Origin of the sequence: Brevibacillus sp. SIMBA_040, from assembly GCF_046535075.1 — a bacterium.
Classification (GTDB): domain Bacteria; phylum Bacillota; class Bacilli; order Brevibacillales; family Brevibacillaceae; genus Brevibacillus.
Genome location: NZ_JAWRXI010000002.1, coordinates 84,407 through 110,404, shown reverse-complemented (window position 1 = coordinate 110,404; position 25,998 = coordinate 84,407). Strand labels below are relative to the sequence as shown.

Below are 25,998 nucleotides of genomic sequence, written 5' to 3'. Positions count from 1 at the left end.
GAGGGGCTCCGAAATGTTTACAAAAGTCTTAGTTGCCAACCGCGGTGAAATCGCCGTCAGAATTATTCGTGCGTGCAGAGAATTAGGAATTGCTACTGTTGCCGTTTATTCCGAGGCGGATCGTGAAGCACTGCACGTGGAGCTGGCAGATGAAGCGTATTGCATCGGTCCGACAGCCTCCAAAGACAGCTATTTGAATATGGCTCGCATCATGACGGTCGCATTGCACACAAAAGCAGACGCAATCCATCCTGGATATGGCTTTTTAGCTGAGAATGCGTCTTTCGCGCAGCTGTGCCAAGATTGCTCGATTACGTTCATCGGGCCAGACCCAGAAGCAATTTCCAAAATGGGAGATAAGTCGGTAGCGAAAACGACGATGAGCTTGGCAAACGTTCCTTTAGTTCCTGGCACAGAGGGATTGATTGACGATATCGAGGAAGCGCTCGAGGTAGCAAAAGAAATCGGGTACCCCGTCATTGTAAAAGCGACTGCTGGTGGTGGCGGTAGAGGAATGCGCGTGGCACATGACGTGGAAGAGCTGGAAAAATCCATTCGTCAGGCGCAAAAAGAAGCAGAAACGGCATTTGGCAATGCCGGTGTTTATTTGGAGAAATACGTGGAGGAGCCTCGCCATGTAGAAATTCAGATCATGGGCGATAAGCACGGCAATGCCGTTTACTTGGGTGAACGTGATTGTTCCATCCAACGACGTCATCAAAAGCTGGTCGAGGAAGCACCATCTCCAGCATTGGACGAATCGCTTCGAGAAAAAATGGGGCAAGCCGCTGTTGCGGCAGCAAAAGCTGTAAATTACCATGGTGCTGGAACGGTCGAATTTTTGCTAGATAAGCACGGTCAATTTTATTTTATGGAAATGAATACACGTATTCAGGTTGAGCATCCCGTAACAGAGATGATTACCGGAATTGATCTCATTAAAGAACAACTTGCCGTAGCAGCAGGCAACCCGCTTTCCTTTTCACAGGAGGATGTACGAATTAACGGTTGGGCGATTGAATGCCGGATTAATGCGGAGAATCCTGCCAAAAACTTTATGCCTTCCCCAGGGAAAGTAGCAAACTATTTGCCGCCAGGCGGGTATGGAGTGCGCGTAGACAGCGCGGTTTATCCGGGGTATGAAATCTCTCCGTTCTACGATTCCATGGTAGCCAAGCTTATCGTTTGGGGCAAGGATCGTAATGAAGCGATTGCCCGTATGAAGCGAGCGCTAGGCGAGTTTGTGATCGAGGGTGTCCACACGACGATTCCTTTCCATGAAAAGCTATTGGAGCATCCTGATTTTGTAGGAGGCAATTTCGCTACTAACTTTTTGGAAAAGCATACGTTGGAGCTATAAACAAGGAATAAACCATCCCTCTGATCTAGCGCCAGGAACGATAAAAAGCTCTGTAATGGCAATTTCCTTGCTGTTACAGAGCTTTTTCCCGTCTCATTATTTCAACGGTCGCTTCGACTGGAGATTATCCAGCGAAGTCCATGTGGTGGAATAAGTAAATTGGCTGCACCACTGTAATGGGCAGCCAATTTTGCTGGTATGATCTTTTATGTCGTGCCGCAGTGGACTAAACGTTATTGGGACGATCGCTCAGCAGGCGAAGCAGCGCTTCAGGCAACTGAAATTGCTGGTTGCTTATACTGATCTGCTTTAGATCCTCTCCCCATTCCTCTGCCTGCGCATCCTTTACTTCACTGATCTCATTATGCAGGCGTTCCATTTTTCGGTCGAGAGCAGCGGCAGAGTCGGATGCTTCTTTTAATTCCTGAAGCAGAGTAGGGGGGACTGTCCGGTTGTATTTGTAATAAATTTTGTGCTCCAGACTAGCCCAAAAGTCCATCGCGATGGTGCGAATCTGCACTTCAACGCAGACATTTTCTTGACGGTCAGACATGTAAATGGGAATTTCTACCAACATATGAAGACTGCGGTAACCGTTTTGTTTGGGATGGGAAATGTAGTCCTCGATTTCGATGATCTTCAAATCGCTCTGGTTTTGCAGCATATCGCAAATCCGATAAATATCGGCAATGAAGGAGCACGTGATCCGTATCCCTGCGATATCTGTAATATTGGCCTTGATGCTTGGCAGCGAAATGTCGAGACCTCTTTTGTATAGCTTTTTCAATATGCTCTCAGGAGATTTCAGCCTTGATTTCGTATGCTCGATAGGATTGTAATCGTGAAAAAGCTGAAACTCCTCTGTCAGGATGTCTATTTTTGTTTCGAATGCATCCAGGGCAAATTTATATGCCATCAAAAATCGAGTAATGTCGTTCTTAAATTTGCGAAATTGCTCCACTGGTAATGTGTTCATCGTATGTATCCTTTCAATAGGGGATAGCGTCCAAAAAACGGATAATCTCTACGGTAAGCTGTACATGTCGTAAAGCGAGATATGTTTTTGGCAAAGGACTGCTTCGAATTATTTACCTAGCTATAGATAATACGGTTACGTGTGGGGGTTAGTTACTTATCTCATAGTATAACGTCTCGGCTCATGCAAAAGCCAGAGCGTGGGTCATCGATTCTTTGCGCAAAGTGTTTCTAGTAACGTAGATGGACAGCATACTAGTTGTCCTGTTTCGCCCGGAGTGGACATATCCTTTAGAGAGGTAAGTATACTACGGGGTGGTATCATGAACGCGACTGCACAAGTGTTGTTCTATTTAGTTTTCACATACGTATGCTTCACTTGGTTTGTTTGGCGCAAGCGAAATAAGCTCGAACCGATGATCTGCATGGTAAGCGGAATGACTCTCGGAATGATGGTTGGACTGATCGCAGGACTGGTGCTCGGGGTCTTGTTCAAAGGCGAGCTTGCCTATTCTACGATGCTAGGTATTGCGATAGGTGCTTTTTGCGGGTTGATTTTCGGTATTCCTCTATCCATTCTGACTATGATCGAAGGAGCACTTGCAGGATTAATGGCTGGAATGATGGGGGCGATGCTCGGGGAAATGGTTCCTTACGAACAGGTAGAGCCTCTCTTATTCTTGTTCATCATGCTCTACACGTTCTGCATCATGCTCCTGACCAGACAGATCATGATTTCGACAGATGAAAAGGGTCATCCACAAAAACGCTTTGGTTTGCAGCACCCTCTAGTTGGGGCGATGCTCCTGATCGGAGTGTTTCTATGGTTTCAATCTTTCCCAACGCCATCCCATCCTCCTACACAGGAAGCAAAGCGAAGCGTCGAGCTCGTAGCCTCTGATTATTTCTATCATCCCCAGCAAATTGTGATGAAAAAGGGGGAGGAAGTGAAGGTGACGTACCATAATCAAGGAAAGCTCGAGCATGTCGTAGAAATCGTCTCTAAAGGAAATATCGTCGTAGTACCAGACGCAGGCGCATCTACGCATGTGCATATGCATGACGCAAAGTCGACAAACGAGCTGCATTTGTATGCGCAGCCGGGAGAGAGCGTATCGTATATGATTCGAGCTACGGCTGAAGGCGTGTATCCTTTTTACTGTACGATACCGGGGCACAAAGAAAAGGGAATGGTAGGAAGCCTGATCGTAAAATAGAATGGATTTCATTTCCGGACCGATAGTCGTTTGAATATGCCTTTTTCCTGTTTATAAAATAATGCCGTATGCCAAGGGAACTTTTTCTTTTCAGGAAAGGTCTAATGCGGTGAAAGGAGGTCTAATATGAGGGAGCATCAAGATTTTTCAGGATTAGAAAAATCTCAGTTGGTAGAAACCATGACTGCGCATCAACAGGATGTCTGGAGTTACGCTTACTTTATCACTGGGAAACAAGACTGGGCTGATGAAATCACGCAGGAGGTTTTCCTAAAGGCATGGAAAGCATTGCATTTATTCCGCCAAGAATCCTCTCTTAGAACATGGCTGTTTACCATTACCCGAAACGTATCTCATGATTACAGACGCAAATGCTCAGACAAGCGAATAGGGCTGGAAACGACCACTCTCCGACATATTGAAGCAAGCCCTTCCGCTGAAAATGATTTTTTTAAGACTAATGACAAAAAGACAATCTGCAAGCTAGTAGGAACGCTGCCATTAAGCTTTCAGGACGTATTTGTGCTGGATGCGAAATATGAGAGGAGTATGCAAGAAATCGCGCATATTCTACAAATTTCCATTGGTACTGTTAAATCGAGGCTACACAGAGCGCGGCGAAAACTATCTGAACTGCTTATGAGTGAAGGCATTCAAATTCGAGCTGAGGACTTGATGATTAAAAACGGAGTAACGAGGAGCGTATAGGATGGATTTTTTGTGGAAAGAAAAAGTGATCGTCATTATTGGGGGAACCTCAGGTATCGGATTCGCCACCGCACAGGCAGCATACGCGAAAGGGGCTCATGTAGTCATCGCGGGACGTTCAGTGTCTAAGCTTGCGGAAGCTCGAAAAGCAATCGGACCTCGCTTACAAACCTGCGTGGTACAAATGACAGATGAATCCTCCGTTCAAAATATGTTTGCAGAGTTAGAGCATGTAGACCACTTATTTATATCCGCTGCCGATGTTGTCATGGGCCCAATCCTAGAAACAGATAGTGACGTATTGAAACTTGCGATGGAGAGCAGATTCTGGGGCTCCTATTACGCGGCCAAGTACGCGGCACCCAAAATGAGTAAGAATGGTTCTATTACCTTTATGTCCGGTACGTCAACGTGGAAACCAACTTCTGGGGGTGCAGTTGCAGCAGCGTCAGGGGCAGCTGTTGAAGCATTGTGCCGAAGCTTAGCGGTAGAGCTTTCTCCGATCCGTGTAAACACGATCAGTGCTGGAGCGGTCAATACCCCTTTGCTAGACTCTATTTTTGGTGAGAAACGAGATCAAATGGTGGAGCATTTAGAAAAAATGTTACCCGTAAAACGCATAGGGAAGCCAGAGGATATTGCTGATGCCGCCCTGTACCTGATGCAGAACCGATACACTACAGGCACGGTACTGTCTGTCGATGGAGGGCTCCTCCTTATTTAGTAACAGAGCAGCTCATCATTCCAAGTTTAAAAATTGGGCTCATTCAATAGGAACGAACACCCATAGTCGCTTCATAAATGTAGAGTAGCAACACGAAGTGGCGGAGGTGAAAAGGATGGATGATTTTAAAAAAGAGGTAAAAAAGCTCAAAGCAGCTGAATTCAAGTCAGATCAAGTAACGCCTTGGGATAAGCAAAGTATAAACGAAGGCACTATGGTACGACATGGTTGCAGTCATGGAAGATGTGGCGGATTTGGACGCTGTGGTCGCTGTAGTTGCAGTTGCAGTTGCTCGTGCAGTTGTTCATGCAGCTGCTCGTGCAGTTGTTCTTGCAGCTGCTTCTGTACCTGCTCATGCAGTTGCTTTGTCGTCATTCCGATATCCAACCGTTGTAATTCGAATTATTGAAAAGATAAGCCTCAGTACAAAGCTCCTGTCAAGCGATACAAAAGCGACAGGAGCTTTGCCTTTTTCTGTTGGAATGATGGACAAAGAACGAATCATAGAATGAGCGTGACACATATGGCGCAGGTGGTAGAAGATTCGAGGTAAGGAGGAATAATATGACGAATTTGAATCCAGCGATGCGTCTAAAAGTGAAGCGTGACACGTTTTATTTGCCGAATCCGGATGGGAGTGTGTATTTTCGCAATAACATCGGAACCTTTCAGATGGAAGGAGAAATGATTGACCAGTGGGTCGAGCAACTGCTTCCTATGTTCGATGGGGAGCACACCCTCGAAGAATTAACGGATGATCTGCCGGAAATATACCAGAAGCATATATACCAAATGGCAAACAGTCTGTTTCAGAATGGATTTGTTCAGGACAAGAGCGAAGAAATTCCTCATCAGTTGTCCGATCATGTACAAGAGGTGTATGGAGCACAAATCGCGTTTTTAGACGAGATGAAAGGTTCTGGGGGATACCGTTTTCAGTCGTATCGTAGCGAAAAAGCTTTGGCTGTCGGTTCTGGACCGTTTTTTCTTGCTTTGATATCGGCATTGCTGGAGTCTGGGAAGGCACAATTTCACTATTGGATCACAGACAACGATCACACCAATCGAAAGCGGTTGGAGGAGTTGATTGCCTATGCGCGACAAAATGATCCCGAAGTAGAGCTGACCGAGCTATACATGGGTGAGCAGACACAGGCCACGTGGCGGGAGGCGATTTCCCCCTTTTCAGCTGTCTTATACGTTTCGGAGAAGGGAGAGACAGATGAGCTTGCAGCCCTTCAGTCACTCTGCAGAGGGAATGGCAAAGTATTTATCCCGGCAACGTTTTCTTGCCAGAGAGGGATAGCAGGTCCATTGGTTCATTCTTCCTCCGAAGCATGCTTTGAATCGGGATGGCGTCGCTTGCATCAAAGCGCGCCTAGTGCAGATCCCAATCAGCATTCTTTTTCGATGACGGCTGCTGCGCTTTTGGCAAATGTGATTGTTTTTGAATGGTTCAAATACACAACAGGAGTATCTACCTCTGAAACAACTAACCAGCTGTATTTATTGAATCTGGAGACCTTGGAAGGGGCATGGAAATCCTTTTTCCCCCATCCGCTGGTAAAAGGACCGAAAAAGCTGCAAGAGGTTAATCCAGGCGAGCTGCTTTTGCAGGCTAGTGAAAAACAACAAGCGGCGGGGAGCTACCATTCCGTTTTTCAGTCGTGGACGTCAGGGGAAACAGGAATTTTTCATACCTGGGAAGAGGGAGAGTTAAAGCAGCTGCCCCTCGCACAATGCCAGGTTCAGTCAGTGGATCCACTTTCGGCTGGACCCGCCGAGCTTTTGCCTGTTGTTGTGTGTGCCGGTCTCACTCATGACGAAGCGCGCAAAGAAGCGGGCCTGGCTGGTGTAGAGATGTATGTGTCGCGAATAGTTCAGCAGCTACTTCATGAGCATGAGGATATGCCTTTCGCATTCCATGAAGCTGTTGGCATCGGGGCAGGAGAGACGGTGGAGGAGGGTCTTTGCAGGGCGCTTCGTCACTGCTTGACAGAAGTATTTGGGAAACAACAGGGGAGAAAGATCACGAGAGCTACTCGGGTGCAAATCACTTCGCTGGATGATGAAAGGTCTCAATTTTATTTACGCTCACTAGCAACCTTGGGAGAAAAGCCACTCATCGGGATAGGTGAAAAGGTACTGGGATTTCCTGTGTATTGGGTTTGCACGAAAAAAGGCTGGCATGGCAGTGTCGGTTTGGATGACACACAGGCTTTGCGCAGTGCCTTGCTAGATGCACTGATGGAGGTACAAAATCAGCCGATGAACAACAAAGGAATGTATTCCTTGTCAAGACATGCGATTGATTTGACCGAGTCAGAAAATGAGTGGGCAATCTCTTCCCAAAATGATGTGACGGAAAGCGATAGATGGAAAGAGGCTCAAATCATACTAAAGCGACATAACAAGTGCCTAGTTGTATTTTCGGCGGCAGTTGAACCATTTTTGCAAGAAGAACTCGGTGGGGTGTTCGCTCTGCTACTCAGAGAGGAGGGGACACAGTGAAAAATACGAAAATTACAGTGATTGGTGAAGGTTTACTGGCAAATAAGGTATCTGAGCATCTAGAAATGGAGTACGATATCATTCGCCAGTCAACCTGGAACCCGGATATGCCTCATGTGACTCTTGTACTTGACATGCATGATGCTTGGCATCCTTCCGAAAGTCTTGAGATGGAAAAATGGCTGCAGTCCACAGGAATTACATGGTTACGTGCCTTCGTTTCATTCGGAGAGGCAATCGTAGGTCCCGTGGTACGTCCCGGTATTCCTGGGTGCTCTAGGTGCGCGGATATGCGGCGCCTCATGGCAGGCAGAGATCGCAAGGAGATGTGGGGGATTCAGTCCAGGCTCAGCGCAACCGGTGGGATTCAAAGGGATGCTTGGATTTCTCATAATGGTCTCATACAGGTGACCCAATATGTTAAAGCCGAGGCATACCGGCTTTTAGAGGGGGAGAAACCACAGCTTCATGAGCATGTTCAGATCATTGATTTGCAATCGATGACGAGTACACGGCACTTTTTTCTCGCTGATCCCTTATGTCCCTTATGCAGTCCATTGCCAGACGACACTCCGGAACAAGCGCGGATTACCTTACATGCCAATCCAAAGCCAAATCCGGACAGCTATCGAACAAAATCGATGCATGACTTGAAAAAGGCATTGCAATCAGAGTATTTGGATTCGCGAATCGGCTTTATAAATGGAAAAATGCGTGATCTTACCTCTGTGTTTGCAGATGTCAGCGTCAATTTGCCTTTGTTCTCGCAGGATGAAGGCACGGCTGGCAGAACGAATTCGTATGCAGACAGCGAATTGACGGCCATTTTGGAGGGGGTGGAGCGATACTGTGGTCTTGCTCCGCGTGGCAAACGGACGGTCGTTCATGATTGTTACGACAATTTGGCAGAGCATGCCCTTGATCCGAGATTGGTTGGCTTGCATACAGAGGAGCAGTATGCCCAGCCAGGCTTTCCTTTCCGCCCTTTTGAACCCAAGCTACCGATGAACTGGGTTTGGGGTTACTCTTTTTTACAGGAGCGCCCTATTTTAGTGCCGGAATTGATCGCTTATTACAGTCTGGGCTACGGGGAAGGAATCGTTTTTGAGACGTCCAATGGCTGTGCCCTCGGCGGGAGCCTGGAGGAAGCGATTTTTTACGGAATCCTGGAAGTCGTCGAGCGTGATGCGTTTTTATTAACTTGGTACGCAAAATTGCGCTTGCCGAGACTCGATCCGTCTTCTGCAGAAGATCGAGAGCTCCAATTGATGATCGATCGACTGCAGACTGTTACTGACTACGACTTTTTCATCTACAATGCAACGATGGAAAACGGTATCCCGAGCGTCTGGACAATCGCGAAGAACCGAACGCCAAAAGGGCTCAATCTGGTTTGCGCTGGTGGAGCACATCTCGATCCGATCCGTGCGGTTAAAAGCTCGCTTCATGAGTCAGCAGCCATGTTGATTGGATTGTCTGACAAATTCGAGGCGAATCGGGAAAAATATCTCCGCATGTTCCACGACTCTTCGCTTGTGAAGAAAATGGATGATCATGCGATGCTCTATAGCTTGCCAGAGGCAGAGGAGCGTCTTCATTTTTTACTCGATGACTCTAGACCGATGCAGACATTCGCAGAAGCGTTCACAGCAAGGAAGAAGCATCATGACCTCACAGATGATTTGCGTGACTTGCTCCAAATTTTTCGGAACCTGGATATGGATGTGATTGTTGTTGACCAAACTACCCCAGATGTTCGCAAGAATGGGCTGACTTGCGTACGTGTGCTCATTCCGGGGATGCTTCCTATGACATTTGGACACCATCTCACACGGATAGATGGCTTGGAAAGAGTACTACATGTTCCTGTTACACTGGGGTATGTAAAGGAACCACTTCGCGATGACCAATTAAATCCGCATCCCCATCCATTTCCATAAAGCATAACTGGGAGGAAGCAGGATGAGTCTGGATACCTTTATCCACCACCTTCATTTTGACATTGAAAAGGTCAATCCTCCTGACACGGATGTTGACTGGGAGGATGCTCCGCTCCCATACAAATTGTATCGGGGGTTGCCCACTGTATCGCTTCCTACAGAAATTCCATTGACGCTCATGAGACAAAAAGGGCAGAGCGACTGCAATGAGCCAACCATTGCACAATTAGGTGCTATTCTGTGGTATACGTATGGTGTCACGCAGCTGAGCCAAGCTGTTATGCCAATGGCTTCCGATGAGGATGAAGTTCTATATTTCCAGTCCAAACGGCGGTTTCTTCCTTCGGGTGGGGCGTTGTATCCTAGCGAATTGTATGTATATTTGAAGCTGAATGACCTTGGTCATGGGATCTATCACTACGATGCAGCGCACCATCGCTTGGTACTCTTGCGAGAAGGAAATTTTGACTCGTACCTCACCAGGGCAGTAGGATGGAATTGTGACCTGAACGCTTGTTTTGGAGCTATGTTTGTATCTACCTTTTTCTGGAAAAATTTCTTTAAGTACCATCATTTTTCGTACCGACTGCAGGGACTGGATGCGGGCGTGCTGCTCGGGCAATTGTTGTCTGCGACGAAGGAGGTTGGTATATCATCTGGGATTTGCTTTCAATTTCTGGATCGTGCGATTAATCATTTGCTTGGTTTATCGGAACTTGAAGAGAGCGTGTACGCGTTAGTTCCTCTTACTGTCCAACCGGATTTGGCGTGGGATTCATTGAAAAAGGCTGATGGAAAGAGGCGGGAGAAAGCTGTAACTGCGTCAGAGCTAATCCAAGAGCTGCCACAGCTTTTTCATGCTCATTACGTGAAATCGAAGAATAGAAAAGATCCGCTGCTGCCCCGGAGGATGAATGAGGCTGCGATGCTCGAATCCACCAGCTCTTTTTCCAGTGTTGTTGCCACCAATCTGTCAAGAGTAAATGGTTCACGAATTTCTTTGCCTGTTGAGGATTGGCCACAGATAGATTTTGCAGAATATTGTCGGAAACGATTATCGCCTGAAATAGACTTTATGATGGGGAAGATCCAACTTTCACAACTCTCAAGATTGCTGCATGAAGCCATAGGCTCCTTCTCGTACCGAAATGATCTGGGAGACGGACAGGAGATGATAGCGAAGCGTTTGGCGTTAGCTCTTTGTCTTCATCAGGTGGAAGGACTTGTGGATGGGGCGTACCAATTTGATCACCAAGCCAACTCGCTTGCTCTCATTCAACACGGAGATCATCGCCTAAAGCTCCAGTTGGGATTGTCGATGGATAACGTGAATTTGTATCAGGCTCCGTTGTGCTTTCACGTGATTGGCGACATTGATCATCAGACGAGTCAGAGCGGGCCACGTGGTTATCGTATTCAACAGATGGAGGCAGGCATAGTTGTCCAGCGATTGCTGGTGTCTGCCTATGCGTGCGGTATGGGAGGGCATCCATTGCTCGGGTATGATGCGCGGCTATGCGACGAAATTTATCAAATCCGATCCAAACAGAAAACAAGCCTGATTCAAATACCAGTAGGTCCTTATCGCCATCGTCCGTGGTTGCAAGGAGGCTTGCATGGATAAAAGACAGATCAGACACAAAGCTGCCCATTTCTAGTAGAACGGTACTGGAGATGGGTATCTTTTTTTCAAAATGATGTGAAAAGAAGTATAATAGATATGTAGCCATGAACATAGAAAAACGTTGATTCGTTTTTCATAGTACCGACAGAGCTGCTGCATAAAATTGGGATTTTGGATTTGGTCAAAGAACAGTACGGTCAAAATTAAGAAATCAGTACGGCACGTAAGTTTGCCCATAACACACGAAAGACCCGAGACAAATGCATCTCGGGTCTTTTTGGTTGTCAGGTACTGGAAGGTGATTCATTTGCCACTATCTCTTGTAATCCACGGATTAATCGTTCTACTTCCTCCTCTGTATTATAAGGAGCAAGTCCCGCGCGAATCCAACCGCCATTCTCATGAATACCGAGCTTTTCTGCCAGTGTTGACGCGTAAAAATCACCATATGCAATAAAAATGCTATGTTCCTCGCAAAGTCTCGTGCAAATATCATGTGGTTCAAAGCCATCTATTCGAAATGCGATGGTTGGTGTCTTGGGAACATGGTCTTCCGCTTGATACAGTGTGAGACCATCGATTTTCTTCAGACCGTTACGCAGCTTCTCTGCCAGCTGATTTTCATAGTCTTCCAGGAGAGCAAAGCCAGACCGTATTTTCTCGCTCAGCGCATCACCAGTTCCAAAGCTTGCTACGAATTCAATTGCTGGCCTGATTCCGGCGATCCCTTCATGGTTTTGAGTACCTGTTTCCAGCTTATCAGGGATGAAGGTAGGGGCAGGCGCTAGTTTATAAACGTCAAGTGCTTCGAACAGCGGCTTTCGAATAACAGCGATTCCGATGTGAGGCCCGAAAAATTTGTAGGCAGAGCAAAGCAGTAGATCGGCACCGATCTCATCTCGATCAATGGCAAAATGAGGAGTGGCATGAACAGCGTCTACCGCAACGAGAATGCCTTTTTCCCGAGCTTTTTGGGAAAGCAGCGGGAGATTGTTAATCGTCCCGACCGCGTTAGAAGCGAGACCGACAGCGATCAGCTTTGTTTTGGAAGTGAGAATAGTGTCCAGCTCGTCCATTTGCAGGGTCAGTGTGTGGGGATCGACTTTCAGCCAGCGAACGGTCATTCCGCGATCCTTTGCTATGGCGAGCCACGGGTCCACATTCGCGCGATGATCCAGCTCGGAGACAACAATTTCGTCGCCGGCCTGCCACTTTCGGCCAAGTGCACGCGCAATCGCATATGTAAGAGTCGTCATGTTTGCGCCAAAGGCAACTTCCTCAGGGTCAGCGTGAAACATTTGTGCGACAGCTTCCTTCGCGTTTGCGATTAGCTGCTCGGTTTCGCGACTAGAAGGGAAAGGGCCGTGCAGATTCGCTCCGCCATTTGCCATGTAGGCGTACATAGCATCCATCGATGACTTCACAACTTGGGAGCCACCCGGTCCATCCAAATAAGCGACAGGCTTTCCGTTATGCATTCTTTTCGTTGCAGGGAATTGCTCGCGAACAGCCTCGATGGGGAATCGTTCGGTCGTCTTTGTCATACGCCATGTCTCCTTTATTCATCAATGGGAATAGCTGTCTTTCTGACTTTATTATTATCCATTAATTCTGAATTATCAACGCATTTGTCTCGGACATGAGGGAATCAGATTCTCTAATAATTAAAAATGGATAGAGGTTCAGAAGTCATCTGAAGACCCTATCCATTCTTATTACCTAGACACCCTGCTTTCGCAAGTAGTAATCATACCCTCAAAAAGGGAGTGACGCGTCAGGAATATCCATATACAGTGAACGGTATCACAGTCCTATATCGAAAAAGGACCAGCTAACCCCATTATTTGCTTAATCAGACCTGTTGTTTTTCTGTGTTCGGTTTTGGTGATTTTTGTGCGTTTTTACCGAGAACGATTCGATCCAAAGGCAGTACCTTATTTAGCACATTGTGAATGTGCTTCGATTCCTTGGTTAACACTGGGCCTAAAATGGCGAGAATTAACACGTACAACGCTGTAAAGGGCTGCAAAATGTCCAGTAGACCGCCAGCTTTTCCCATGTTCGCGATCAGAATGGAGAATTCGCCACGCGCCGTGATCGTCAAACCAATGTTAGAAGAAGCACGAGGTGAGAGTCCTGCACTGCGTCCTGCCAAAAGTCCAGCAGAGTAGTTACCAATTAATGTGATAGCAACTGCACCGAGCGAGAGCCAAACGGCACCCCCTAATGCCAACGGATCAATCGATAAACCGAAACTAAAGAAGAACATCGCGCCAAAAAAGTCGCGGAAAGGAAGAATCATGTGCTCAATGCGTTTCATGTGAACTGTTTCAGCAAGAACCAAGCCGACGAGCAAAGCACCAATCGCTTCCGCTACGTGAATGGTTTCAGAAAAACCGGCAACCAAAAACAATCCGGCGAACACGGTAAGCATAAACAATTCATTGGATTTGATGTTAAGCGCACGATTTAAGAATGGTACGAGCTTGCGGCCGATGATGATAAACAGCAGCATATAGCCAAGTGCGATGAGAGCCGATGTGAGGACGCCCATAACCGACGTAGCTCCGCTAAGCACAAGACCAGACATGATGGAGAGATAAACGGCGAGGAACAGATCATCGAACATGATCATACCGAGGATCATTTCCGTTTCCGGATTTGCCGTACGTTTGAGGTCAACCAATACTTTTGCCACGATGGCTGTAGAGGAGATGGTGGTGATTCCTCCGATAATCAAGATTTCTTTGAAAGGAACGCCCGCAAAGTAACCGAAGAGGAGCCCCATAGTGAAGTTGATGGCGATGTAGATGGAACCACCAATCGCGATGGAACGTCCCGCTTTTATTAAGCGGCCTACGGAAAACTCAAGGCCTACGTAGAAGAGGAGGAACAGGACACCCATTCTTCCCATGAAATTGATGAGTGGTTCACTTTCGATAAAACGAAAATCAATTAAGCCAAGTGAGGCGGCATGCGGCCCCACAGCCATCCCGATGAGGATGTAGAATGGCACAATCGAAAATTTGAGTTTCGTCGAGATGAAGCCTGCTAGTGCAATCAAACCAATGGCTAGACCAACTTCGAATACGATGTGCTCCAAATCAAGCCCCCCCTTTTATGAGCGTCGCTTTTAACGCTTTCACCTGCTTTCTCTCTCCTGCAACCACAAGTGTTACCCCTGCTGCAATTACACTATCCGGTCCAGGACTCACCTTTTGCTTTTGATCTTTTTCAATGATGGCAATCACCGTTGCCCCCGTTTTTTGACGAATGTCAAGCTCCCCGATAGTTTTGCCGATGCAATCAGACCCTGGTTCTATCTTGTACCATTCAATCACTAATTCATCCAAAGCCATTTCGATTGTTTCCAGTGCTTTTGGCATGTAGGTCATCCCACCGACGATTCCAGCCATTTGCCGGGCTTCTTCGTCATCGAGTGTGATCATGGAGATACTCTCATCCCAATCGTCTTTGTCAAAGTGATAGATCTCCCGCCGCCCGTCATCATGAATGACGATGATCAGTTTATCGCCTGCCCTGGTTTCGATCTGGTACTTTCGTCCAATCCCTGGCAAGTCAGATTCCCTGATATTGAACATGTAAACGCCTCCTTCTGATCTCATAATTTTTTGTGAATAAACAAACGAAACTAAATAAGCATTCGTTTATATATAATTTTACACGTAACTGTGTCAAAAAGTCTACCTGATGAAACAGTTTGAAAAATAAATTGACACGTAAATTAATAAAATTGACTTATATTCTTTGCAGGAGAGCTGTAATGGAAAAAAGGACTACCTGTTACTTTTTGCTATTCGCATCGTAATTATTCTCAGAAGGAGAAGGAGGGAAGACTTCTTTCCCCGTTCTATCTGTTTTCATTGTGCAAAGGATAATAGAACTCTATACTTATAGGATAAGCATCGGATTCTAACTGTGAGGGATAACATGCAAAACTGGATGACCGATTTTATTGAACAATACAGTTACTTGGGCATCTTTTTGATGATGGCCCTTGAAAATATTTTTCCGCCTATCCCATCAGAGGTGATTCTGACTTTCGGAGGATTTATTACAACACAGTCCTCTTTGACGATAACGGGTGTTGTCTTATCTGCTACGGCTGGTGCCGTCATCGGGGCAATTCTGCTGTATGGCATCGGCTATTATGTTGACATCAACAAAATAGAAAAGATAGTGGAGCGTTGGGGGCATTTTTTGCGAATCAAAAAAGCGGATATACACAAAGCAAATCGCTGGTTTGAAAAATACGGCTATTGGACGATTCTTATTTGCCGGATGATTCCGTTGGTCAGAAGCTTAATCTCCATTCCCGCGGGGATGACGAAGATGAACATATGGTTGTTCCTGCTTTTCTCCACGATCGGTACGTTTATCTGGAATATTGCGCTTGTCTGGCTTGGAGCGATTTTGGGCCATTCCTGGGAGGATATTCTGTATTACATGGATGTGTATTCTACGATTGTGTATGCAGGTATTGGTTTGGGAGTAGCCATTTTCTTGACCGTGTTCTTAGCAAAAAGAAAAGCGAGCTCCTAAGTAAACAAAGCGTTGAAATCTTGGGCCATCCTTTCTTTGAGAGAGGGTGGTCTTTTTAGATGGCATTGTCATAGGACGGTTGTGCCAGCGACTACATATGGTGTGATGAAAAAGGAAGTAAAAATATTATAAAAAGTGGTAATTTTCTTGCAAATAAAAGTATCCCATTTCCTTTATCTTGTAAGAGAAAGGGTGTCTCGTGTATCCGAAATACCCTCACTTCTTGGTGTGGAGGCGATGAAAGGTTGATCGATCTATTACTCGTAAATGGCGTTGTCGTCACGATGGACAAGGAACGGCGCGTTCTGCAGGATGGTGCCGTGGCGATTCATGAAGGAAGGATTCTGGATGTAGGGCCGTCAGCGGTTTTGCAGGAAAGGTATCAGGCGAATAAAGTAATTGATTGCGTGCATCATTGTGTTCTGCCAGGCTTTATTGATGCGCATGGCCACGGTGGTCACTCCTTGTTCAAGACCATTGCCACAGAAAATATCAACGACTGGATGCCGATCATCACCAATACGTACAAGCATTTTGTGACAGATGAGTTCTGGTATTACGAAGGCAAGCTTTCCGCTCTGGAGAGGCTAAAAGCTGGTGTGACGACCGGGGTCAGTGTGATGGGGTCAATGCCTCGATCTGATGATCCGATATTTGCGTTAAACCATGCCAAGGCGTACAACGAGGTCGGAGTGCGGGAGATTGTCTGTACTGGCCCGTGTAATCCTCCCTGGCCCCATCCCTTTAGTCGCTGGATTGAGGGGGAGCGGGTGACGCGAGAAGTTACGTATGAGGAAGTGCTTGCAGGGGCGGAGGCAGTCATTGAAGCATTGAATCATGCGAATGGTGATAAAATCAGAGCCTATATCACACCATTTGTCATTGTTACCTCAGTCAATCCTTCGGCACCGACGCCAGTTGATCAATTATTTGGCTTGACCGAATTCGACCGTTTTCAGGCGAGAAAGATTCGTGAAATCGCGAAAAAATATAAGACTCGTATTCACTCGGATGCTTTTGGCGGTATGATTCATCTGGCGATCCAGGATAAAGAGTATGCCCTGCTGGGACCCGATGTCCATCTCCAGCATTGCCGCGGAATCTCCTTTGATGAAGCCAAAATTCTGGCAGAGACGGGAACAAACGTCAGTGCATCACCGGGATTTGGACAGATCAATGCACGGACGCCAGTGACCGAGCTGATTGAAATGGGAGCCACAGTCGCGATAACAACGGACGGGACTTCCCCTATGACGCCATTTGATATGTTTCAAGCGATGCGTAGGATGCAGCTTTTGCAACAAGCCGCTCTCCGTGATTATTTTTATTTGCCTCCCGGGAAGCTTTTAGAAATGGTGACGATAGATGCAGCGAAGTGTGTGGGCTGGGATGATGAGCTTGGGTCATTGGAGATTGGCAAAAAGGCGGATGTCATTACCGTCAACATGGCACAGCCTCATTTGAATCCGGAAAATATGTACGTCCATCGGCTAGTTTACCAGGCTGTAGGTGGTGATGTGAATCATGTCATCGTAGACGGTCAATTAGTCATGGACGAGCGCAAAGTCCTCACGGTGGATGAAAAACAGATTTTGCAGGAAGCCAGTGAAGAAGCAAATCGCACGATCGAAAGGGCCGGGCTCGACATTTACATGCAGCCGAGCAATTACTTTTGGGGTCATGCCCGTGCTTATTTGGATGAAAGACGCTTTGTTCCTAGCGAAGGTTAATCTGCCTGTCCACTTTTGCATGACATAAGGAGGATTTATGATGAAGAAACACCGTTTGTGGGGTACCGTTTTGGCTATCGCATTGATGATGACTTCACCATTACTCGGATGTTCAACTCCCAAGCAAGAAACAGCTGCAACGAGCACAGCCAGTGAGACCAAAAGTGGCAAAGAGTTGGTTGTCGCTCGAAAAGTAGACGCTGGAAACATTCACCCCCACTTTATCTCCAGCACACAAACCTCCAATTATGTTTATGGAAAAGTGTACGAAGGACTTGTTATGCGCGATAAGAATACGCAATATCAACCCGCTTTAGCGACAGAATGGAAGCAATTAGATGATATAACATGGGAATTCAAGCTACGGCAAGGCGTTACGTTTCACGATGGAGAGCCATTTACAGCAAACGCCGTAAAAGCTAACTTTGATCGCTTATTGGATAAAGACATAGCTTCGCCACGTGCGACGGTCTTTTCAATGGTTCAGGAAACAAAGGTAATCGACGATGCCACGGTTCATATCGTCCTCAAGTATCCTTTTGCGGCGCTTCTCTCCATCTTGGATAGCAGTGAAGGTAGTATTATCAGTCCCAAGGCAATCAAGGAGCTAGGGAAGGACCTCGCTAAAAAAGCAGTAGGTACTGGGCCTTATCGTTTTGAATCCTGGTACAAGGACAAGAAATGGTTCTTATACGAAATGATTCGTATTGGGGCAATGCAGGAGAAATCGAAAAAATCATTTACAAATCAGTGCCAGAGGATTTGACACGCGTAGCGATGGTAGAGTCAGGAGAAGCGCAGGTTGCTGATCAGGTTCCTGTCACAGAGCTTGCGCGGATTGAAAAATCGGCAAATTTGAACCTGCTGCGAACAGAAGGGTATGGCGTGGAATACATCGGATTTAATTTTCAGAAGAAGCCTTTTGACGATATCCGTGTTCGCCAAGCCATTGCCTCTGCAATTGAAAAGGATTCGATTATCTCAGGTGTTTACAACAACGTTGGCAAGCGAGCGAATTCGACCTTGTCGACCAAAGTATTCGGATATAATCCCGACCAAAAAGAGTTTCCATACGACTTGAACCATGCGAAAGAGCTGCTCAAACAAGCGGGATATGAAAATGGATTTACCGCCACAATCATTACAGATGAACGCAAGGAAAGAATCAATTTGGCAGAAGTTCTTCAATCACAGCTAAAAGGAATCGGTATTGATATCAAAATTACAACGATGGAATACGGTGCCTATCTCGATACACTCGCAAATGGGAAGCACGAGATGTACATTGGCGGATGGGGGAATGCGACCGGGGATGCAGACTATAATCAATTCAACGTATTTCATAGCAGCGCGATAGGAGAGATTGGGAATTATTCGTTTTATGGGAATCCGGAAACTGACAAGCTGATTGAAGAAGGGCGTCGGGAAAAGGATCAGCAAAAGCGCAAAGCGATCTACGCCAGAGCGCAGGCTATGGAGCTAGAGGAGGTCGTGCTTATACCGATACGGACGATTAGTCACCTCGCCATCACGACGAAAAATACGGAAGGACTGTGGATGAATCCGGTTGGTTTTTTCATTTTTAATGAAGTGACAGTTAAATAGGAACTGGATGGGATCAACGGCACCTCGATTGTTAGGCTCACCTAATAATTGGAGGTGCCGTTCATGCTGAAGGCTAACCCGTCATCACGACCTTTATGGAAAGAATGCAAGCCTTCTTTGGCCCGTAAAGCGATCAAGGCTGCTTGTCTAATAGCGGAACCAAACGTTTTTGTATTGTATACAGCCGGTTGAATCAAACGATATCCCATCTACTGAAGCATCATAGTGTACATGCAAATTTTCTTCATATAAAAAAAGCAGGGAGCAGGTTTCGATTAGTTGCTCATTTATTTTTTCTACATACTTTTGCCGTGTTAGCTGATTCGGTACTTGCCATAATTTCGCGATTCTTGGATGGATGGTCTGAGCGAGCAGGTTATTCGCCAGCTGACAGATAAAGCTATTATCGGCGATGTACGACTCGATCAAAGAGACTTCCCAATTATCTATGAGCGCTTTCTGACTTAAAAGCATGTCAGCACCAAGCGTTTTGTGTGACTGGAGAAGCTCCTGGAGCGACATCACGGTGACATCGATCTGTATACCGAATTCTGCAAAGTGCTTTTTCAGCCAAAGAGCATCCTCTTCCAATGGAGCATAGGTGAACAGATGGAGCGGCTCTCCTTGATCCCCGAGCGAAGACAATAGACTTTTTGCTGCTGCAGGGTCGTAGCTGAATGGATAGTCACCGGAATGATGATTGGCAAAACAGTTTGTAATTGGAGAACATCCGTGCTTTCTTGTTTCCTCTAGCATTCTCAATCGATCCATCCCGAGAAATAACGCTCGACGAAAATGCTTGTTTGCGAGTCGACTCCCTATTGCTGTGTTGAGAGTGAGAAATGTATAAGAGGTGCCTGCAAAAGCTCGTTTCCAGATGGAAGGGGCTTTTTCCTTTTGGATCGTATTTTCGGTCTTTTTGCCGTGCAATCTCGTATCTGCATATTGAACGAAGTGGGAACCTGTTCCGAACCAATCGGGACCCTCGTGGTGATTCACGATGTGCCTTATTTCTACGTGGTCAACGAGAGCACGCTCTTTAAAATACGACTGATTCGCTTTCAATAGAAAGCTTTGCTCTTGTCGGACCAATTGAAAAGGTCCTGTGCCGATAGGGAAAGCATCAACTCCAGAAATTTTCTCTCGATATCTGTCTTCTGGTACGATGGACGCCTGAACTCTACTCAAAAAGGGTAGAAACAGAAAGTTTGGTTCTGTGAGAAATACTTGCAGAGATAGATCGCTTAAAGTGTTAATTTCTTTTATGCAAGCATACATCGCATAGTAGGGCGAGCGAAGAGGCTGGCTTTGCTTGAGACGATTGAGTGTAAATTGCACGTCATGAGCAGTCAGCTCTCTGCCATGATGAAAATAAATCCCTCTGCGCAAGAAGAAAGTATAGCTTGTACCTGCTTCATCGGCCTCCCAGGCGTGGGCGATGTGAGGGACTATGCTCTCGGTCTGCTCATCAAACAGCACCAAAGGGTCGAATATGTGCTGTAGCAAATGTCTTTCCGAGGATAAGGACATGAAGGCAGGATCAAGTGTGAGTACCGTTTCATCGAACAGAACGACTAGGCTGTCCATTTCGCGCTTTGCATCCTTTTTTTCGGAGCCCCGGCTATACATAAACCAATGCAAAAATTGCTCCTTTACGCGATTGTTGGCGCATTTATCAATCAAGCGAAAAGCCTCTTCTACTTTTCTTTCCTCTGCCAGCTGTACGGCAATCTGCATGGCTAACTCCTCTTCGCTAATATGAAATGTCAGCTTTGAGCTATTCCCTCTCCCTTGACCAGAAACCCAACTAATCCACTGGTATTCCTCCATTTTTTTCAGGAGATTACGTGTATTGCGATCCGAGCTGTACAATACGTCACTTAACTGATCGAGCAAGACTGGGATCTGTTGATCAATCGCGACGGTGGAAAAATGTTTGCGCAGGATCTGATAGTATTCGAACAACAGCATAGGTCAAGCCCCTCCAGAGTTGGAAAAGGGGAAAGATTTAGCCGAACCCCTTCCGTCTTTAATCCAGAATATTCTTATATAATCATTCTAGTCAAACAGGGGAAATTTGTAAGGGGGACTGCACATGAGATTATTTAAGCGAAAAGGAAGGACGATAAGTGCCCTCGTTCTAACCGTTGGAATGGTAATGGCTGTAGCTTCAGGCTGTACGAACACGTCAGCACCTAACAGCGAAAAAGAAAGCGCTTCCGGAAATGGTGATACAGAAAAGACGGCAATCCCCACAAAGGGTGGGACGATCAGAATAGCTATCCCAGAGGAGCCGGATACGCTGGATGTACAGCAATCTGCGATGAGCATGACAGACAAGATCTCCAGATTTTTCGGGAGTAATCTCGTAACGATGGACCCAGATACGAAAGAGTTAAAGCCGTCATTGGCAGAAAATTATACCGTTTCAGAGGACGGGCAGTCGATAACGTTTAAACTCCGCTCTGGCATTACCTTTCACGACGGAACACCGTTAAACGCTATGGCTTACAAGGATACGTTCGATAGACTATTAGACCCAAAAACAATGGCAAAAGGGATAGCTCAGCAATTAAATGTGATAGAGTCCGTTTCCGTAACAGATGACCAGACATTTGTTGTGCACCTAAAGGAGCCTTTTGCCCCTTTTCTATATTACCTCAGTACCAATGCAGGACAAGCTCTTTCCATGGAAGCAGTGAAAAAATACGGAGCTGATTACGGTAGAAATCCAGTCGGGGTGGGGCCGTGGCAGTTTGAGGAATGGAAGACGGGCGAAGCGATTTCGTTTGTCAGAAATGACGGATTTCAATGGGCAGATCCTTTCTATGAAAATCAAGGACCAGCGCGAGCAGACAAGCTGCAATTCAAAATCATCAAAGACAAGCAAACAACAATCGCTGCCCTAGAGAGTGGCTCAGTCGATATTGCCCCTTTTGTCGAGGCTAAGGATGTGAAGAAATTACGGAATCATCCGGATTATTACGTTGTGGAAGAAGTAAAGAGTGGACTTGGATTATTTGTATCCTTGAATACAGAAAGTGAGCTTCTCGTGGACTTGAAGGTGCGGAAAGCACTGAATCTGGCTATCAATAAAGAGGCGATTATTCAAGCGCAGCTACAAGGAGAGGGAGTCGTTGCAGATGGTCCCTTGTCACCGTCCGTATTTGGGTATGATCAAGCTGTAGAAGCCTATGGCTATACATACGATCTGGTAGAAGCCCAGGAGCTCTTGGCCGCAGCTGGCTGGACCAAAAACGCTAGCGGGCATTTGGAAAAAGGGGGAAAAGAGCTGGCACTGCGACTGCTGACGGACAACACCTACAGCAAAGCGGCGCAGCTCATACAAGCGATGCTCGGCGAGGTCGGGATTGATGTCCAGATTGAAACGATGGATTTTGCAACACTGTTGGAAAAGGGAGCAAATGGTGACTTTGATCTAGCATTGATGGGATATACGTACGAAGATCCGGATATTCTGTACCTACTTCTGCACTCCAGTCAAATAAGCGGTTTAAATTTGAGTCGGGTCCAAGACAGTGAGCTGGATGCTCTCCTAGCAAAAGGCAGGAAAACAATAGATTCGAGCGAGCGGAAAAAAATATATGCAGATGCCCAGAAGCGAATTGTGGAACAGGCCTATTGGATTCCAGTGTATGCGGACAAGCAATTTCACATCGTAAACAAAAAAGTACAGGGAGTAAAGGTATCTGCAGGGCTGTGGTATATGCATGACAGCTGGGTAGCAGGCAAGTAGTGCTTTGGGGAAAATAGGAGGCGGTTCTTAGTGAGTGAAAGTATCGTACAAAAGCAGGTTGAAGCTTATAACAGCCGCGATGTGAATCAATTTTTATCTTACTACAGCCAAACCATAACCATTTATCAGCACCCCGATGAGCTTCTTGTATCAGGACTTGCCCAAATGAAGCAACGCTATGGAAGCTTCTTTGAACAAAATCCAGAGCTGCACTGCGAGATCGTTAACAGAATCGTATTAGGCCCTTATGTGATTGATTATGAGAAAGTGACAGGAACCACTGAAAAAAGCGTCTTGGAAGCTGTCGCGATCTACAGGGTAGAAGCGGGGTTGATTCAGCAGGTGTATTTTCTTTAGACATCATCGACATGAAAAGGAGTATACAAACGAAAGGCAGCCTGAGTCCAAGAAAGGAGGAGCATTCATGAGAGTGTCGCTGTTTGTTACCTGCTTGGTGGATGTGTTTTATCCTGAAGTTGGCAAGAGCGTGGTCGAAATCCTGGAGGAAAACGGAGTCGACGTTGATTTCCCCATGAGCCAAACCTGCTGTGGCCAACCGGCATTCAATAGTGGATACCAGAAGCAAGCGAGGGAGACAGCCAAGAAGTTGATTCGTTCATTTGCGAAAAGTGAATACGTGGTGGCACCGTCTGGCTCGTGTGTATCCATGATCAAGCATTACTACCCAAAGCTATTTGAGGATGACCCGAGTTGGAGGAGAGAAGCTGAGGCTCTCGCCAAAAAGACGTTTGAGTTAACTGATTTTTTAGTCAATGTGCTCATGCTGACGGACCTGGACACTGCATTACAAGATAGTGCGACATACCATCACTCCTGTCATATGAGTCGCGAGATCGGGGTCAAAAAGGAACCGCTACAACTGCTCTCGCTAGTAGAGGGCTTGAAACTTAAAGAATTGCCGTACTGCCAGGATTGCTGCGGTTTTGGTGGAACCTTCGCTGTCAAAATGAATGAAATCTCAACAGCAATGGCGGATGAAAAAATAAAGCAGATCGAATCTACTGGAGCCAATCTAGTAGTTGGCGCTGACATGGGTTGTCTCATGCATTTAGATGGACGAATGCGCAGGACGGGGAAAAGTATGCGAGTAATGCATATTGCAGAAGTTTTGGCAAAAGGAGGAAAGTCATGAACCAGTCTGCTGATTTTTTTCGCAGAGTTGAGTCGGCATTGACTGACGAGCAGCTGCAAAAAGCGCTGCCGTTTACCCAAGATCGGTTGCGGACAGCGCGAATACAGGCTGCGAAAGAGATGGATCATTTTGAAAGCATGCGAGATATGGCATCGGAAATGCGAATGCATACGATTGAGAATTTGGACAGTTATTTAGAACAATTGGCAACGAATGTTCGTAAACATGGGGGGCAAGTTCATTTTGCACGAAGAGACCGTGATGCGATTGCCCGTATTCAAGACATCATCAGCAAAACAGGGGCGAGCTCAGTCATCAAATCAAAATCAATGATGACCGAGGAAATACATCTGAACAAGCATTTGGAGAACGCGCGAATCAAAGTGATCGAGTCGGATTTGGGAGAATATATTATCCAGCTTGCGGGTGAGTCTCCCTCTCATTTAATAGCACCTGCCATACACAAATCCAGAAAGCAAGTATCCGAGCTTTTTTCCAAGGTTGCTAACCGTGATCTGTCGGATCGGACGAAAGAATTATGTCAGTTTGCTCGTGAACAGCTCCGCAGTGAGTTTCTTCAGGCGGATATAGGAATTACTGGCTGTAACTTCGCCGTAGCGGAAACAGGGACGATCGTACTCATTAGCAACGAAGGAAATGCTCGTCTGACTACAACAATGCCCAAGGTGCATATTGCCTTAATGGGCATCGAGCGGATTGTTCCTACCTGGAATGACCTCGGGATGATTGTACCTATGCTAACACGGAGTGCCACAGGACAGAAAATCAGTGTATATATGACAGCGATAACAGGTCCCCGTCACCAAGAAGATATCGACGGTCCTGATGAGTTTCACTTGATTATTCTCGACAACGGTCGATCAGATATTCTCGGAACGGCCTATCAAGAGGTATTGAAATGCATTCGTTGCGGTGCTTGCTTGAATGTTTGTCCGGTATACCGTCAAATCGGTGGACACGCATACGGCGGTGTTTACAGCGGGCCGATTGGTTCCGTATTAACTCCACTTCTTGATGGATATGAGGAGTGGGGTGAGCTACCTTACGCGTCCAGTCTGTGCGGGGCTTGTACTGAAGTGTGCCCGGTAAAAATCCCTTTGCATGATCTGCTCCTGGAGCATCGCAAGGATGAGGTAGAACAAGGACATTCCCCTTTCTTGGAAAAGGTAGCGTTTCAAACCTTTCAACAAGTAACCAGTCACCCTACGTTGTATCAGGCAGCGATAAGTATGGCTCAGGTTGGATCACGTCTGTTCGGTTATGAGCAGTATATCACCGATGCTCCTGGTCCGCTGGCGAATTGGACAGCGACTCGGGATTTACCTCAACCAGCCAAACAATCCTTTCACAGCTGGTGGAAGAAGGAAAGGGAGAAAAAGCATGAATGAGCTTGGCGAGCAAGAAGCTTTTCTGAGTACAATCGCTCAAAAACTAGGAAAACCACGTATTCGGGGAGTCGTTCCAACTGAATGGAAGTGCAATGCTTTACATCAGCAAGAAAAGGACGAGCTGCACGCTCAGGAGCGCTATATCCAACAATTTATAACTAATTTACGTGTCCTGCACACACAAGTGGATCGGGTTACCCCTGACGAATTTTCGAGCACGTTACATGAGGCTCTTTCCAAATTTCAAGTGAACTCCGTCATCTATTGGAATGACATACGCTTAACAAGTCTCGGTGTTAAAGAAGCCTTGGAAAATAGCAAACTCGAATCTCGGACATTTTCTAGCAGACAGGAAGAGCAGTTATTTCGATCCTATGCAGCTCGCGCAGATGCTGGAATTGTTTTTGCCGAGCTGGGAGTGGCCGAAACGGGTACGGTAGTTTTGTTCAATAGAGTCGGTCTGGGAAGAATGGTCAGCTTGCTGCCGCCGGTATTCATAGCCGTTCTGTTCGAAAATCAAGTTTTTCCTTCCCTTTCAACCGCGATGAGAAAGATAAATCAGCATGTGCCAGAGCAGTTACCCGCTTGTATTAACTTTATAACCGGACCAAGTCGAACAGGTGATATCGAAATGGATTTGGCATTTGGTGTTCACGGCCCTGGAAAAGTGCACGTGATTCTTATCAAATCTGATAACTAAAGATTCTTACTTTCATAAAAGA

At 46.3% G+C, this 25,998-nt stretch carries 20 protein-coding genes and 1 pseudogene; 16 read left to right on the top strand and 5 right to left on the bottom strand.

Annotated elements, in window-relative coordinates; genetic code table 11:
* The first annotated feature begins 13 nt into the window (after positions 1-13).
* Complete coding sequence (accC, locus tag SB752_RS03500; protein ID WP_410714354.1) at positions 14-1,360, top strand: acetyl-CoA carboxylase biotin carboxylase subunit; 1,347 nt, start codon at positions 14-16, stop codon at positions 1,358-1,360.
* 226 nt (positions 1,361-1,586) lie between these two features.
* Here the strand turns inward: accC and SB752_RS03495 are convergent, their stop codons facing one another.
* On the bottom strand, positions 1,587-2,336 hold the full coding sequence (locus SB752_RS03495) for a GTP pyrophosphokinase (protein ID WP_410714353.1): 750 nt from the start codon (positions 2,334-2,336) through the stop codon (positions 1,587-1,589).
* A gap of 322 nt (positions 2,337-2,658) precedes the next feature.
* Between SB752_RS03495 and SB752_RS03490 the strand changes: the two genes are divergently transcribed.
* From SB752_RS03490 to SB752_RS03460, 7 genes are all read left to right on the top strand, one after another.
* Positions 2,659-3,552 carry a cupredoxin domain-containing protein gene (locus SB752_RS03490; protein WP_410714352.1) on the top strand — a complete coding sequence of 298 codons (894 nt, stop codon included), beginning with the start codon at positions 2,659-2,661 and terminating at the stop codon, positions 3,550-3,552.
* Between the two features lie 126 nt (positions 3,553-3,678).
* The gene (locus tag SB752_RS03485) at positions 3,679-4,260 is read left to right on the top strand and encodes an RNA polymerase sigma factor (protein WP_410714351.1); all 582 of its coding nucleotides are present in this window, start codon (positions 3,679-3,681) and stop codon (positions 4,258-4,260) included.
* A gap of 1 nt (position 4,261) precedes the next feature.
* Positions 4,262-4,984 carry an SDR family oxidoreductase gene (locus SB752_RS03480; RefSeq protein ID WP_410714350.1) on the top strand — a complete coding sequence of 241 codons (723 nt, stop codon included), beginning with the start codon at positions 4,262-4,264 and terminating at the stop codon, positions 4,982-4,984.
* 115 nt (positions 4,985-5,099) lie between these two features.
* Positions 5,100-5,393, top strand: a complete 294-nt coding sequence (locus SB752_RS03475; RefSeq protein ID WP_410714349.1) for a heterocycloanthracin/sonorensin family bacteriocin — start codon at positions 5,100-5,102, stop codon at positions 5,391-5,393.
* Between the two features lie 155 nt (positions 5,394-5,548).
* Positions 5,549-7,495, top strand: coding sequence for a putative thiazole-containing bacteriocin maturation protein (locus tag SB752_RS03470; RefSeq protein WP_410714348.1), 1,947 nt, complete (start codon positions 5,549-5,551; stop codon positions 7,493-7,495).
* Positions 7,492-9,435: a TOMM precursor leader peptide-binding protein gene (locus SB752_RS03465; protein ID WP_410714347.1), complete on the top strand. Its 1,944-nt coding sequence runs from the start codon at positions 7,492-7,494 to the stop codon at positions 9,433-9,435. The genes SB752_RS03470 and SB752_RS03465 overlap by 4 nt, the downstream gene beginning before the upstream one ends.
* A gap of 22 nt (positions 9,436-9,457) precedes the next feature.
* Positions 9,458-11,059, top strand: coding sequence for a SagB family peptide dehydrogenase (locus tag SB752_RS03460; RefSeq protein ID WP_410714346.1), 1,602 nt, complete (start codon positions 9,458-9,460; stop codon positions 11,057-11,059).
* A gap of 284 nt (positions 11,060-11,343) precedes the next feature.
* Here SB752_RS03460 and SB752_RS03455 read toward each other — a convergent pair whose 3' ends face one another.
* The 3 genes from SB752_RS03455 to SB752_RS03445 form a co-directional block, all read right to left on the bottom strand.
* Positions 11,344-12,603: a cysteine desulfurase-like protein gene (locus SB752_RS03455; RefSeq protein ID WP_410714345.1), complete on the bottom strand. Its 1,260-nt coding sequence runs from the start codon at positions 12,601-12,603 to the stop codon at positions 11,344-11,346.
* 308 nt (positions 12,604-12,911) lie between these two features.
* The gene (locus tag SB752_RS03450; protein ID WP_213022856.1) at positions 12,912-14,162 is read right to left on the bottom strand and encodes a cation:proton antiporter; all 1,251 of its coding nucleotides are present in this window, start codon (positions 14,160-14,162) and stop codon (positions 12,912-12,914) included.
* Position 14,163: 1 nt separating this feature from the next.
* On the bottom strand, positions 14,164-14,661 hold the full coding sequence (locus SB752_RS03445) for a cation:proton antiporter regulatory subunit (protein ID WP_049739896.1): 498 nt from the start codon (positions 14,659-14,661) through the stop codon (positions 14,164-14,166).
* 349 nt (positions 14,662-15,010) lie between these two features.
* Here SB752_RS03445 and SB752_RS03440 point away from each other — a divergent pair, with 349 nt between their 5' ends.
* The 3 genes and pseudogenes from SB752_RS03440 to SB752_RS03430 all read left to right on the top strand — a co-directional run bounded on the left by SB752_RS03440 (position 15,011) and on the right by SB752_RS03430 (position 18,957).
* Positions 15,011-15,622: a DedA family protein gene (locus tag SB752_RS03440; RefSeq protein WP_410714344.1), complete on the top strand. Its 612-nt coding sequence runs from the start codon at positions 15,011-15,013 to the stop codon at positions 15,620-15,622.
* A gap of 245 nt (positions 15,623-15,867) precedes the next feature.
* Entirely contained in the window at positions 15,868-17,352 is a 1,485-nt protein-coding gene (locus tag SB752_RS03435) for an amidohydrolase family protein (RefSeq protein ID WP_410714343.1), read from the top strand.
* A 37-nt stretch (positions 17,353-17,389) separates the two neighbouring features.
* Positions 17,390-18,957, top strand: a pseudogene (locus SB752_RS03430) (glutathione ABC transporter substrate-binding protein).
* Positions 18,958-19,104: 147 nt separating this feature from the next.
* Here SB752_RS03430 and SB752_RS03425 read toward each other — a convergent pair.
* The gene (locus tag SB752_RS03425; RefSeq protein ID WP_410714342.1) at positions 19,105-20,928 is read right to left on the bottom strand and encodes an ABC transporter substrate-binding protein; all 1,824 of its coding nucleotides are present in this window, start codon (positions 20,926-20,928) and stop codon (positions 19,105-19,107) included.
* A 124-nt stretch (positions 20,929-21,052) separates the two neighbouring features.
* On the opposite strand from SB752_RS03425, the gene SB752_RS03420 reads away from it, so the two are divergent.
* The 5 genes from SB752_RS03420 to SB752_RS03400 all read left to right on the top strand — a co-directional run bounded on the left by SB752_RS03420 (position 21,053) and on the right by SB752_RS03400 (position 25,976).
* Complete coding sequence (locus tag SB752_RS03420) at positions 21,053-22,714, top strand: ABC transporter substrate-binding protein (protein ID WP_410714341.1); 1,662 nt, start codon at positions 21,053-21,055, stop codon at positions 22,712-22,714.
* Positions 22,715-22,744: 30 nt separating this feature from the next.
* Entirely contained in the window at positions 22,745-23,071 is a 327-nt protein-coding gene (locus tag SB752_RS03415) for a nuclear transport factor 2 family protein (protein WP_410714340.1), read from the top strand.
* A gap of 67 nt (positions 23,072-23,138) precedes the next feature.
* On the top strand, positions 23,139-23,867 hold the full coding sequence (locus tag SB752_RS03410; protein WP_410714339.1) for a (Fe-S)-binding protein: 729 nt from the start codon (positions 23,139-23,141) through the stop codon (positions 23,865-23,867).
* Entirely contained in the window at positions 23,864-25,276 is a 1,413-nt protein-coding gene (locus SB752_RS03405) for a LutB/LldF family L-lactate oxidation iron-sulfur protein (RefSeq protein WP_410714338.1), read from the top strand. The genes SB752_RS03410 and SB752_RS03405 overlap by 4 nt, the downstream gene beginning before the upstream one ends.
* On the top strand, positions 25,269-25,976 hold the full coding sequence (locus SB752_RS03400) for a LutC/YkgG family protein (protein ID WP_410714337.1): 708 nt from the start codon (positions 25,269-25,271) through the stop codon (positions 25,974-25,976). Before SB752_RS03405 ends, SB752_RS03400 begins: the two co-directional genes overlap by 8 nt.
* Positions 25,977-25,998: the final 22 nt, after the last annotated feature.